Consider the following 13,063-nt stretch of genomic DNA (forward strand, 5'->3'; position numbering starts at 1 on the left):
CTGTAGAAAACGTGACGTACTGAATTATTTGCCCGCGCGCTGGCGCTGATAACGCGCAGCCTCGACGAACACATCGGAATTGGCCGGATCGTCGAGGTAAGCAAAGACCTTGTCGAGTGGGCTATTGACTTGCGTGCCATCGCCATCGTCGGTCTGGAAGGCCTGCCCGTCGAGGGCTTTTTCTTTGATCGCTTGCTTGATCTGCTCGAGATCGAGGCTGTAGACCACCAGTTCGTGTTTGTCGGTGAGTTCAAACCCGGCGATGGTGTAGTGGCCGCCGAACCGCGCCGGTACTTTCGCTGACAGATACCAGCGATTGCCATGACGGGACACCGTGAAAGGATAGGCTTCGCGCTCACGGGGCTTGGCCTTCAACCAAGTGACAGCCTGATAACGGTTGCTGCCGACACGCGTCAGCTCAAGGCTCATCGGCTCGCCCCAGGCATTGGTGCTCGACCATTTGCCGAGCAAGCCCTTGGGCGCCGGGTCACTGCTGGCCAGAGGCGCCTTGAAAGTCACCAGACAGCCACTGAGCAACAGGAACGACAAGGCGATCAGCACACCACGCCAGGTTTTCATTCAATACTCCCTATGAACAATCACGGCCCTGAAGATCGCCACAGTCCCCCGTGGGAATTATGATTGCCTCAGAGGGTTACACCGACGCCAGCACCAAATGCATATACCGCGTCAGAATGTCGAGCATCTCCTGCTCGGCCAAAGGCTCGGCTTCGTTGAGCAGGCCCTGATATTCCATCCGTCCGATAATCGCCGTCAACACCTTGGCATCCTGCTGCGGTTCCCGCGAGCCCAGTACCTGAAACAACTGGCAGGTACCCTGCAGCAAAATCTGCTGATGGGATCGCACCAGAATGGCCAGGCGCGGGTTAAGCAACGCTTCCTGACGGAACGCTTGCTCGGCCATCAAATGCTCGCGACGGTTGACCAGTTGCCGATGGACATAATCGGTCATCAGCCGCGCAATATTGTCGGCCAGTTGCGAACGCGACTCCGGGCTGCCATCGCCACTGACGACCATCTCACGCAGCAGACCTTCGTTGTTGACCCACAATTTGGCCATATAGGCCGCGCTGCGTTCGACGTATTGGGCGAAGGTATCGGTGAGCAGGTCATCGATGTCCTTGAAGTAATACGTGGTGGCCGACAGCGGCACACCGGCCTCGGCCGCTACCGCACGGTGGCGCACGGCACGCACGCCATCACGCACGACAATGCGCATCGCCGCGTCGAGAATGACCTGTCGACGCTGTTCACTGCCCTGTCGGCTGGCCTTGCGGCCCTGGTACTGAACACTTTCAGCGACCGCAGTGGCGATACCCGCTGCACCTTCTTGAGCGATTGCAACCATCACGACAGCACTTCCTCTGCTATTTCAAAAGTAACCAATTGATACATTTGTACCAGACGGGCAATAAAAAGCCGCCTGTTTTAGGCGGCTTTTTAACTGAAACGTTTACGCTTGCGGTCGCATGTGCGGGAACAGGATCACATCGCGAATCGACGGCGAGTTGGTCAGCAACATCACCAGACGATCGATGCCGATCCCTTCACCGGCCGTTGGCGGCATGCCGTACTCGAGCGCACGAACGAAGTCGGCGTCGTAATGCATGGCTTCGTCGTCGCCGGCGTCCTTGTCGGCCACCTGCGCCATGAAGCGCTCGGCCTGGTCTTCGGCGTCGTTCAACTCGGAGTAGGCGTTGGCGATTTCACGGCCACCGATGAACAGCTCGAAACGGTCGGTGACGTTCGGGTTGTCGTCGTTGCGACGGGCCAGCGGCGACACTTCGAACGGATACTGAGTGATGAAGTGCGGCTGCTCGAGTTTGTGCTCGACCAGTTCTTCGAAAATCATCACCTGCAGCTTGCCCAGGCCTTCGAAGCCCAGCACCTTGGCGCCGGCCTTCTTGGCAATGGCGCGCGCCTTGTCGATGTCGTTCAGGTCATCGGCGCTCAGCTCAGGGTTGTACTTGAGGATCGAGTCGAATACCGACAGACGCACGAACGGTTCGCCGAAGTGGAACACCTTTTCACCGTACGGCACGTCAGTGCTGCCCAGCACCAGTTGCGCCAGTTCGCGGAACAGCTCTTCGGTCAGGTCCATGTTGTCTTCGTAGTCGGCGTACGCCTGGTAGAACTCCAACATGGTGAATTCCGGGTTGTGACGCGTCGAAACGCCTTCGTTACGGAAGTTGCGGTTGATCTCGAACACCTTTTCAAAACCGCCAACCACCAGACGCTTGAGGTACAGCTCCGGGGCGATACGCAGGAACATTTCCATGTCCAGCGCGTTGTGGTGGGTTTCGAACGGCTTGGCCGCAGCGCCGCCAGGAATGGTCTGCAGCATCGGCGTTTCGACTTCGAGGAAGTCGCGCTTCATCAGGAAGCTGCGGATATGCGCGATCACTTGCGAACGTACGCGGAAGGTCTGGCGCACTTCTTCGTTGACGATCAGGTCAACGTAACGCTGACGATAGCGCTGCTCGGTGTCGGTCAGGCCGTGGTGCTTGTCCGGCAACGGGCGCAGCGACTTGGTCAGCAGGCGCACGTCGGTCATTTCAACGTACAGGTCACCCTTGCCGGAACGGGCCAGGGTGCCAACAGCGGCAATGATGTCGCCCATGTCCCAGGTTTTCACCGCGGCCAGGGTTTCTTCGGACAGCGTGTTGCGGTTGACGTAGACCTGAATGCGACCGGTCATGTCCTGGATCACCATGAACGAGCCACGGTTGAGCATGATACGACCGGCAACCTTGACCGGGATTGCAGCCTCTGCCAGCTCTTCCTTGGTCTTGTCCGCGTATTGCTTCTGCAGTTCTTCGCAGTAGTTTTCGCGGCGGAAGTCGTTCGGGAAGGCATTGCCCTTGGCGCGCTCGGCAGCAAGCTTTTCCTTGCGCAGGGCGATCAGGGAGTTTTCTTCCTGTTGCAGGGCTTGCGGATCGAGTTGTTGGTCGCTCATGTCTTTAAATTTTCCATCACAGGTTCGTTGCCCCCGCCATTGACGGGGGACTTAAGGTCGGGCTGACGGCTTTACAGCCCCGATTTCAGGCTGGCTTCCAGGTATTCGTCGATGTCGCCATCGAGCACCTTGTCGCAGTCGCTGCGTTCGATGTTGGTCCGCAGGTCCTTGATGCGCGAGGCGTCAAGCACGTAGGAGCGGATCTGGTGACCCCAGCCGATATCGGACTTGGTGTCTTCCAGCGCCTGGGACGCCGCGTTGCGTTTCTGCATTTCCTGCTCGTACAACTTGGCCCGCAGCATTTTCATGGCGGTGTCTTTGTTGGCGTGCTGGGAACGTTCGTTCTGGCAACTGACCACGGTGTTGGTCGGTACGTGAGTAATACGTACGGCCGAGTCGGTGGTGTTTACGTGCTGACCACCGGCACCGGAGGAACGATAGGTGTCGATCCGCAGGTCTGCCGGGTTGATTTCGATTTCCACCTTGTCATCGATCTCTGGCGAGACGAAAACCGCCGAGAACGAGGTGTGGCGACGGTTGCCGGAGTCGAACGGGCTCTTGCGCACCAGACGGTGTACGCCGATTTCGGTACGCAGCCAGCCAAAGGCGTATTCGCCCTTGATGTGCACGGTCGCGCCTTTGATCCCGGCGACTTCACCGGCGGACAGTTCCATGATGGTCGCGTCGAAACCGCGTTTGTCAGCCCAGCGCAGGTACATGCGCAGCAGGATGTTGGCCCAGTCCTGGGCTTCGGTGCCGCCGGAACCGGCCTGGATGTCCAGGTAGGCGTTGTTCGGGTCCATCTCGTGGCTGAACATGCGGCGAAATTCTAGCTTGGCGAGGTTGTCCTCGAGACGGGCCAGCTCGGCGACAACATCGCCCACTGCGCCTTCGTCGTTTTCTTCGACAGCCATGTCCAGCAGGTCGCGGCAATCGGCCAGACCGCCGTTCAGTTCGTCGAGGGTATCGACGATCTGCGCCAGCGCAGCGCGCTCGCGGCCCAGCTCCTGGGCGTATTCAGGTTTGTTCCAGACACTCGGATCTTCAAGCTCGCGATTGACCTCGGTCAGACGCTCATGCTTTTGATCGTAGTCAAAGATACCCCCGAATAGTTTCGGAGCGCTCGGACAGGTCCTTGATGGTGTTCAGGATCGGGTTGATTTCCATGACGGGCAGCACTCGTTGGCGAACTTTTGAAAGCCGGCGAGTATAACGTAATCACGCTGTCACGGCAGCCCGTCTGGCGGCTGTTGGGGCGACGTATTGCAAATGCAGGAGCGGGCTTGCTCGCGAATGCGGTGGGTCAGCCAACCCTACTGCTGGCTATGCCGTCGCCTTCGCGAGCAAGCTCGCTCCCACAGGGGACAGTGGACTACTCAATGCCGACCTGATTGCGCCCATTGTTCTTGGCCAGATACAAACCGCGATCCGCCGCCGAAATCAGCAACCGGCAATCGCTACCCGACTCAGGCACCATCGTCGCCAAACCGATACTGATGGTCAGGCTCGCGCCTTCGCTCGGTGCAATATGTGGAATTTTCAGCGCGGCCACGGTCTGGCGCAGCTTCTCCGCCATCAGTCGCGCGCCGCCCGGCGAGGTGTTCGGCAGCACCAAGGCAAATTCCTCACCACCGTAACGCGCCGGCAGGTCCGACGGTCGGGCGCTGGCGTCGCGGATCGCCGTGGCAACCTTGCGCAGCGCCTCATCGCCTTCGACATGACCAAAAGTGTCGTTATAGGACTTGAAGTAATCGACGTCGATCATCAGCAACGACAGTTGGCTCTGATCACGCAGGGAACGTCGCCATTCCAGTTCCAGATACTCATCGAAGTGTCGACGGTTGGACAGCCCGGTCAGGCCATCGGAGTTCATCAGGCGTTGCAGCACCAGGTTGGTGTCGAGCAACTGCTGCTGGCTGACCCGCAGCGCACGGTACGCCGCGTCCCGTTGCAGCAAGGTCATATAGGAACGCGAGTGATAACGGATGCGCGCGACCAATTCGATGGTGTCCGGCAGTTTCACCAGGTAGTCGTTGGCGCCGGCCGAAAACGCCGCGCTTTTGATCAGCGGGTCTTCCTTGGTCGACAGAACGATGATCGGAATGTCCTTGGTCGCCGGGTGATTACGGTATTCGCGCACCAGGCTCAGACCATCGAGGCCTGGCATGACCAGGTCCTGCAGGATCACCGTTGGTTTGATCCGCACCGCTTGTGCGATGGCTTGATGCGGGTCAGAGCAGAAGTGGAAGTCGATGTTTTCTTCATTCGACAGCCCACGACGCACGGCCTCGCCGATCATCGCCTGATCGTCCACCAACAACACCATGGCGGCGTTTTCGTCGGTTTTGATGTCATCGATCTGTAAGTCATTCATGGGCGGTCACCTGAGTACGGCGGGGGCCAGGATTGCGGAAAAATCTGTTCATTTGGGGAAAATCTCCAGCAATCGTGGCGCTATCTTTTCCAGTGAGCGGATTTCAACGGCTGCATCAATGGCCGCAGCGGCCTTGGGCATGCCATATACCGCACTGCTTTGCTGATCCTGCGCGATGGTCAAGTAACCTTGTTGGCGCATGAGCTTAAGCCCTTGTGCCCCATCACGTCCCATCCCGGTCAATAAAACCCCGACTGCATCACCATTCCAATAACTGGCGACGCTCTCGAAAAACACGTCGATCGAGGGTCGGTAAATCTCGTTGACCGGCTCGGCGGTGTAGGCCAGCGTGCCGTTCTTCAGTAATCGAATATGGTGATTGGTGCCGGCCAGCAGCACCACGCCGGCTTGCGGTGGTTCGCCTTCGCGGGCCAGACGCACATCCAGACCACTGGCGCTGGCCAGCCACTCGGCCATGCCGGCGGCGAACACCTGATCAACGTGCTGCACCAGCACGATGGCCGCCGAAAAATCACGCGGCAAGCCCTTGAGCAGCACTTCCAGCGCCGCCGGCCCGCCCGCCGACGAACCGATTGCTACCAGCCGCTGGCACGACGCCGTGCTGCGCTGTGGAGCCGGCACGGAACGCGAGCGAGGGGTTTTCTCGCCGATCAGCCAGCCGATATTGAGGATCTTGCGCAGCAATGGCGCCGCCGCTTCCTGTGCATTGCCGGCGCCGAGGGCCGGGGTGTCGACCACGTCCAGCGCGCCGTGGCCCATGGCTTCAAAGACCCGGTGCACGTTCTGTTGCCGGTCAACCGTGACGATGACAATGGCGCACGGGCTCTCGGCCATGATCCGTCGGGTGGCTTCGACGCCGTCCATCACCGGCATGATCAGATCCATCAGAATCAGATCCGGGGTATTTTCGGCGCACAGGCGCACCGCCTCGGCGCCGTTGTACGCGACCCAGACCACCTGATGCGCCGGCTCGAAGGCCAGCGCCCGGCGCAGGGCCTCCACCGCCAGCGGCATATCATTGACGATAGCAATCTTCATGCCCGCGCTCCTCCGATGAGCTCGACCACTGCGTCGAGCAGGGCGTCGTCATGAAAACTGGCTTTGGCTAAATAATAGTCGGCGCCGGCGTCCAGTCCACGGCGCCGGTCTTCTTCGCGATCCTTGTACGACACGACCATCACCGGCAGCGATTGCAGCCGGTTATCGCGGCGCAACAGCGTGACCAGTTCGATGCCGTCCATGCGCGGCATGTCGATGTCGGTGATCAGCAAATCGAAGTCCTCCGAACGCAACGCGTTCCAACCGTCCATGCCGTCCACCGCCACAGCGACGTCGTAGCCACGGTTGAGCAGCAGTTTGCGCTGTAGCTCGCGCACCGTCAGCGAGTCGTCGACCACCAGCACTCGTTTGCGCGCCGCTTCCACGGCTTGATTGCCGTGGCGGGCGATGCGCTCAAGGCGCCCGGTATTGAGCAGTTTGTCCACCGAACGCAGCATGTCTTCGACGTCGACAATCAGCACCACTGAGCCGTCATCGAGCAAGGCACCGGCGGAAATGTCCTGCACTTTGCCCAGACGCTCGTCCAGTGGCAACACCACCAACGTGCGCTCGCCAATGAAGCGCTCGACCGCCACTCCATAGATCGAATCGCGCTCGCGGATCACCACGACTTTCAGGGCCTCACCGCTGCTCTGACTGGCCGGGCGCTGCAACAACTGGCTGGCAGCCACCAGCCCGACATGCTGATCCTCGTGCCAGAAATGCTGGCGACCTTCGATCTGCACGATGTCTTCGGGGGCCAGATCGCACATGCGCTCGATGTGGGCTAGCGGAAAGGCGTAGGCCTCTTCGCCGACTTCCACCACCAGACTGCGCACCACTGACAAGGTCAACGGCACTTCAAGATGGAAGCGACTGCCCTCGCCCGCCGTCTGTTCCAGCACCACCGCGCCACGCAACTGACGGACCATGTGCTGAACCGCATCAAGGCCGACGCCACGGCCAGACACTTCAGTGACCGTATCGCGCAGGCTGAAACCAGGCAGGAACAGGAAGGTCAGCAACTCCTCTTCGCTCAACTGCGCCGCTGTTTCGGCGGGGGACAACTGGCGCTCGACAATGCTACGCCGAACCTTTTCCAGATCGACGCCGTTACCGTCATCGCTCAATTCCAGCACCAGCAATCCCGCTTGATGCGAGGCGCGCAGGCGGATCAGGCCTTCGGCGGGTTTGCCCTGGAGCAAACGTTGCTCCGGCGTTTCGATGCCGTGATCGACCGCGTTGCGCAGCAAATGGGTAAGCGGGGCTTCGAGCTTCTCCAGCACATCGCGATCAACCTGGGTTTTCTCGCCTTCGATCTCCAGTCGCACCTGCTTGCCGAGAGTGCGGCCCAGATCACGCACCATGCGCACCTGACCGCTGAGCACGTCTGCGAAGGGCCGCATGCGGCAGGCCAATGCAGTGTCGTAGAGCACTTGCGCGCGCTGGCTGGCCTGCCAGGCGAATTCATCGAGTTCGGCATTTTTCTCGATCAGCATTTGCTGGGATTCGGCGAGCAAACGCCGCGCATCTTCCAACGCTTCCAGAGCTTCAAGGCTCAGCGCATGTTCCTTGAGGTGGACGTTGAGGTTTTCCAATGCGCGCAGACCGTTGTTCTGCATGCGCTTGAGGCGCTGCATGGTCGCCAGATGCGGCTTGAGTCGCTGGGTTTCCACCAGCGATTTACTCGAGAGATCGAGCAGGCTGTTCAGACGTTCGGCGGTGACGCGCAACACGCGCTCGCCACCTTCGGTGGTGCGTTTGCTCTTGTTCGGTGTCGGCTCGGGCGACTCAACAGAAGCTTCTATAGCAGGCACCGGCGTCGGCTGAACCGCTGGCGGCGCTTCAAGCTGCAACTCGGCCATCAGCGGCGCAGCGACCGAAGCTGGCGGGGCTGACGGATCGAGCAGGCGCGCCATCAGTGCGACGTAAGCTTCAATGTCTGCCGGTTGCGGCGCGCTGGCCGGCACGGCGACGCGCATCAGCAAATCGGTGCCCTGCAACAACGCGTCGATGTGCTCCGGGCGCAGCAACAACCGCCCTTCCTGCGCACTGACCAGACAATCCTCCATCACATGCGCAACGCTGACGCCGCTGTCGATACCGACGATCCGCGCCGCGCCTTTGAGCGAGTGCGCCGCGCGCATGCACGATTCCAGTTGATCGGCCTGGGTCGGGTTGCGCTCCAGTGCCAAAAGCCCCGCGCTCAGGACTTGGGTCTGGGCCTCAGCTTCAAGGCTGAACAGCTCCAGCAATGAGGCGTCACGCATTTGCTCGGGGGTCATGCGAGGCTCCGGGTCACGGCGGACAGCAGCTGTTCTTCATCCAGCCAACGCAGGCTGCGCCCCCGAAATGGCAGAACACCCCGGGTGTACTTGGCACTCGCCTGAGCGCCGGATCGCGATGCGGCATCGAGAATGCGCTCGTCAATCGCATGGATGCCATCAACTTCATCCACCGGCACCACCACCGGTCCACCATGGGCAGCAATGATCAGCATACGCGGCATGACTCGCCCGCCATTGGCCGGTGCAACATTGCCATCCAGATCCAGCAACTCAACCAGCGACAGACACGCCACCAGCGCGCCGCGCACATTGGCCACGCCAAGCAAGGCCCGCGAGCGTTGATGTGGCAGCGAGTGAATCGCCTGCATCGGCGCCACCTCTACGAGGCTGCGCGTCGCCAGCCCCAGCCATTCTTCGCCAATACGAAACATCAGCAGAGAACGGGTTTTCAAATCGGTTTCGACCGCTGTAGCCACCGGGTCACGCTCGTCCTGCTGCAACGCATAGCGGTCGAGCAGGCGCGTCGCGGCGGCGGAATACACCGAGCAATTGCGGCAATGGATGTGTTCTTCCAGCAGCGCACAGGACTTGTCGCCGTGAATGCCGATGCGGTTCCAGCAATCGTCGATGGCCCGGGCATCTTCATGTGTGACGTTCAAGGTGTCGGACGGGATCATCGTTTACGCTCACTGTCGGCGGTGCGTGCGCTGCGGGCGGCGCGCTCCTGTAATCGTCTGGCACCGGCGCTGTCACCTTGGGCTTGCAGCAACGCGGCCAGGTGCATCAACGCTTCGGGATGTTGCGGTTCGAGGTACAACGCCTTGCGGTAAAAACCCTGGGCTTCAAGGGCACTGCCTGCGACATCGCTGAGCAGGCCCAGCCAGTAGAAGACTTGCGCCACCGGTTCGTGGCTAAGCAAATACTGCTCGCACGCGGCACGGGCTTCGGCGCTTTTGCCTTCGTTGGCCAGGGCGGCAATGTGGGCGAGCAACGTCGCGGCGTCCGGGTTGGCGCTTTTGCGGGTAATCGGCAGTGCCGTCACGGCGGTAAACGGCCGGTTGCGCACGGACGGTGTGGGTGGTGTGGTGCGCAGCGGCTGACTGACGGGCAACGGAATGGGCTTGGGGATCGGCAACGGTTCCGGCGCCGGCTCACTGTGGCGGCTGAACGCAAACGACTGGGGAATACCGATCGAACGCATGCCTAACCGTCCAAGCAGACTGCCCTCCGCCGGGCCGATAAAGAGCACGCCATCGACATGAGTCAGGCGCTTGAGTACTTCGAAGACTTGCTTCTGGGTCGGCTGATCGAAGTAGATCAGCAGGTTGCGGCAGAACACGAAATCGAAGGCGGGCTCACTGGCCAACAGCGTCGGATCGAGCACATTGCCGACCTGCAAACGCACTTGCTCGCGCACGTTTTCGTTGACCCGATGGCCGTCCTGCTCAGGCGTGAAATGCCGCTCGCGGTAGTCCAGATCCTGGCCACGAAACGAGTTCTTGCCATACAACGCGCGCCGCGCCTTTTCCACCGAGATCGGGCTGACGTCCATGCCATCGACCTTGAACTGATGCGGCCTGAGCCCGGCGTCAATCAAGGCCATGGCAATCGAATAAGGCTCTTCGCCGGTGGAACACGGCAGACTGAGGATGCGCAGCGCGCGCATGTTGTTCAGTTCGCCAAGACGATTGCGCGCCAGTTTACCGAGGGTGGCGAACGACTCCGGGTAACGGAAAAACCAGGTTTCGGGGACGATCACCGCTTCGATCAGCGCCTGCTGTTCATCGCGCGAACCTTGCAGCAGTTGCCAATAGGCGTCGGCGTTCACCGCTTGTGAAAGCGTGGTGCGCTGGCGTACGGCTCGCTCGATGATCGCCGGCCCCACGGAGGTGACATCAAGGCCGATGCGTTCTTTGAGGAAGTCGAAAAAGCGCTGGTCGCTGCTCATGACTGCGCCTCAAGCTGCATCGGGTCCAGCGGCGGATTGGGGAACAGCAAGGCGCGCACGCCATCATCGAGCAAGTCACTGACCCGCACCCATTGCACCAGCCCCTGCGCATCTTCGCGCACCGGGCCGAGGTACGGCGCCTCGCGATTGTCGAGGCCGTAGGGTTGAAAATCCTCTGGATAACAGCGCAGCGTGTCTGTCGCCTGCTCGAGAATCAGCCCAAGCCATTGCGCCGGCTGCGACGCGTCCCGGCGATAGTGAACCAACACCAACCGCGTACTGGTGCGCGCCTCGGCGGGTTGACCAAAAGTCAGCGCGCTGAGATCAATCACTGGCACCACCGCGCCGCGATACGCGAACACCCCGGCGACCCACTGTGGCGCCCGGGCAATCGGCTTCAACGGCAAGCGCGGCAGCACTTCCGCCACTTCGGTGGCACGCAAGGCGTAGCGCTCATTGCCAATGCGAAACAGCAGGAATAACGCCTGCTTCGCCACGGGTGCGGCACTGCGTTTGGCGCTGATTTCGCTCATCAGACTTTGAATCGCGAAACGCCGCTGCGCAGCCCGACGGCCACCTGGCTCAGTTCATCGATGGCGAAACTGGCCTGACGCAGCGATTCGACGGTCTGGCTGCTGGCATCGCCCAACTGCACCAGCGCGTGATTGATCTGCTCGGCGCCCGTGGCCTGGGCCTGCATGCCTTCGTTGACCATCAACACCCGCGGCGCCAGCGCCTGCACTTGATGGATGATCTGCGACAGTTGCTCGCCGACTTGCTGCACCTCGGACATGCCACGACGCACTTCTTCGGAGAACTTGTCCATGCCCATCACGCCCGCCGACACCGCCGACTGGATCTCGCGCACCATTTGTTCAATGTCGTAAGTGGCGACCGCCGTCTGATCCGCCAGACGCCGCACTTCAGTGGCAACCACGGCAAAACCACGGCCGTATTCACCGGCCTTCTCGGCTTCGATCGCCGCGTTCAGCGACAGCAGGTTGGTCTGGTCGGCGACCTTGACGATGGTCACCACCACCTGATTGATGTTGCCGGCCTTCTCGTTGAGGATCGCCAGTTTGGCGTTGACCAGATCGGCTGCGCCCATCACCGAATGCATGGTGTCTTCCATGCGCGCCAAGCCCTGCTGGCCGGAGCCGGCGAGCACCGAGGCCTGATCGGCGGCGGTGGACACTTCGGTCATGGTGCGTACCAGATCGCGGGACGTCGCCGCAATTTCCCGCGAGGTCGCGCCAATTTCGGTGGTGGTGGCGGCGGTTTCGGTGGCGGTGGCTTGCTGTTGCTTGGAAGTGGCGGCGATTTCGGTCACCGAAGTGGTTACCTGCACCGATGAACGCTGCGCTTGCGACACCAGCGAGGTCAGCTCAGCCATCATGTCGTTGAAGCCGGTTTCCACCGCGCCGAACTCGTCTTTGCGGGCAAGGTCCAGGCGGCTGCTCAAGTCGCCGGTACGCATGATTTCGAGGATTTCCACGATGCGGTTCATCGGTGCCATGATCGCCCGCATCAGCAGCAGGCCGCAGGCGCCGGCCGCCAGAATGGCCACCAGCAACGAGATGAACATGCTGATCTTGGCCGCTTCCACTGCGCTGTCAATGTTGTCCAAGGCCTGATCGGCCACCGACTTGTTCTCGCGAATGATGTCGTTGAGTTTCATGCGACCAGCCATCCACGCTGGCGTCAGTTGTTCGTTGAACAACTTCGTCGCGTCATCATCGAGATTGCGCTGGTGCAGATCGAGCACCTGAGCCTGAATCTTGTTGTAGTTCAGGATGTCCTGCTTGAACAAACTGAACTCGGCTTTGTCCTGCTCGGTAGTGATGGTGTTTTGATAGTTGCCCACCTGCTCTTCCAGCCGTGCTTCGAAGGCCTTGAAGTCTGCGGCGTCCTCGGAACTGATTCCCAAGCCTTTTTTAAGGCCCAGCAATTCCTGGGTTTGCAGGTAACTGTCTACCCAGGCACTGCGAATCATCGAGCTGAAATACACACCCGGCACTGCGTCATCACGCACGCTCTGCTCGCCAACCTCAATCTTCAAAAGCCGTGAATACGAGACGACGACCATCAGCAACATGATGGCGATAATCACCGCAAAGCTCGCCAAAATGCGTTGGCGCAACGTCCAGTTCTTCACAGTGAGTCCTCGTGCCTAAGTCGAAATGCGGGGAGTATAGCCGAGGGCGCTGTTTCATTTATAAGACGCTTTTTCACCCTCAAGCCTTGCACAGGTGCTTATCGCAAGGCGCTTGAACGCGACTGTCTGACAATCCCAAGGCGACGCACCAGTGACGTAATGGCAAAAATGGATGTTGGATTGGCCATTTTTTAGCAACCCCCACCAATAGTGGCCACACGCCATTGTGCGCAACTTCTTGCGCACTCAAATGTGGATAACC

Annotated in this window: 12 protein-coding genes; all 12 read right to left on the minus strand. The window is 60.4% G+C overall.

What is annotated here, in order from left to right:
- Positions 1-24: 24 nt before the first annotated feature.
- The gene (locus K5E40_RS30855) at positions 25-579 is read right to left on the minus strand and encodes a hypothetical protein (protein ID WP_221733973.1); all 555 of its coding nucleotides are present in this window, start codon (positions 577-579) and stop codon (positions 25-27) included.
- Between the two features lie 76 nt (positions 580-655).
- On the minus strand, positions 656-1,369 hold the full coding sequence (locus K5E40_RS30860) for a TetR/AcrR family transcriptional regulator (protein WP_221733987.1): 714 nt from the start codon (positions 1,367-1,369) through the stop codon (positions 656-658).
- A gap of 105 nt (positions 1,370-1,474) precedes the next feature.
- Positions 1,475-2,977 carry a lysine--tRNA ligase gene (gene lysS, locus K5E40_RS30865; RefSeq protein WP_221733974.1) on the minus strand — a complete coding sequence of 501 codons (1,503 nt, stop codon included), beginning with the start codon at positions 2,975-2,977 and terminating at the stop codon, positions 1,475-1,477.
- Positions 2,978-3,048: 71 nt separating this feature from the next.
- Positions 3,049-4,144, minus strand: a protein-coding gene (prfB, locus tag K5E40_RS30870) for a peptide chain release factor 2 (RefSeq protein ID WP_221733975.1) whose coding sequence is annotated in 2 segments (ribosomal slippage) — positions 3,049-4,071 and positions 4,073-4,144 — 1,095 coding nt in all. Because the reading frame shifts where the segments join, the coding sequence is not laid out codon by codon here.
- A 205-nt stretch (positions 4,145-4,349) separates the two neighbouring features.
- Positions 4,350-5,351 carry a PleD family two-component system response regulator gene (locus K5E40_RS30875; RefSeq protein ID WP_221733976.1) on the minus strand — a complete coding sequence of 334 codons (1,002 nt, stop codon included), beginning with the start codon at positions 5,349-5,351 and terminating at the stop codon, positions 4,350-4,352.
- Positions 5,352-5,399: 48 nt separating this feature from the next.
- The gene (locus K5E40_RS30880; RefSeq protein ID WP_221733977.1) at positions 5,400-6,410 is read right to left on the minus strand and encodes a chemotaxis response regulator protein-glutamate methylesterase; all 1,011 of its coding nucleotides are present in this window, start codon (positions 6,408-6,410) and stop codon (positions 5,400-5,402) included.
- Positions 6,407-8,695 carry a hybrid sensor histidine kinase/response regulator gene (locus tag K5E40_RS30885; protein ID WP_221733978.1) on the minus strand — a complete coding sequence of 763 codons (2,289 nt, stop codon included), beginning with the start codon at positions 8,693-8,695 and terminating at the stop codon, positions 6,407-6,409. The genes K5E40_RS30880 and K5E40_RS30885 overlap by 4 nt, the downstream gene beginning before the upstream one ends.
- The gene (locus K5E40_RS30890; RefSeq protein WP_221733979.1) at positions 8,692-9,375 is read right to left on the minus strand and encodes a chemotaxis protein CheW; all 684 of its coding nucleotides are present in this window, start codon (positions 9,373-9,375) and stop codon (positions 8,692-8,694) included. Before K5E40_RS30890 ends, K5E40_RS30885 begins: the two co-directional genes overlap by 4 nt.
- Positions 9,372-10,646, minus strand: a complete 1,275-nt coding sequence (locus tag K5E40_RS30895; RefSeq protein ID WP_221733980.1) for a protein-glutamate O-methyltransferase CheR — start codon at positions 10,644-10,646, stop codon at positions 9,372-9,374. The genes K5E40_RS30890 and K5E40_RS30895 overlap by 4 nt, the downstream gene beginning before the upstream one ends.
- A complete protein-coding gene (locus K5E40_RS30900; protein ID WP_221733981.1) occupies positions 10,643-11,179 on the minus strand; it encodes a chemotaxis protein CheW in 537 nt (178 codons plus the stop codon). The genes K5E40_RS30895 and K5E40_RS30900 overlap by 4 nt, the downstream gene beginning before the upstream one ends.
- Entirely contained in the window at positions 11,179-12,801 is a 1,623-nt protein-coding gene (locus tag K5E40_RS30905; RefSeq protein WP_221733982.1) for a methyl-accepting chemotaxis protein, read from the minus strand. Before K5E40_RS30905 ends, K5E40_RS30900 begins: the two co-directional genes overlap by 1 nt.
- Positions 12,802-12,880: 79 nt before the next feature.
- A partial coding sequence (locus K5E40_RS30910) for a hypothetical protein (protein WP_221733983.1) occupies positions 12,881-13,063 on the minus strand: 183 nt, incomplete at its 5' end.

The sequence above is a fragment of the Pseudomonas baetica genome (assembly GCF_019733355.1).
GTDB lineage: Bacteria > Pseudomonadota > Gammaproteobacteria > Pseudomonadales > Pseudomonadaceae > Aquipseudomonas > Aquipseudomonas baetica_A.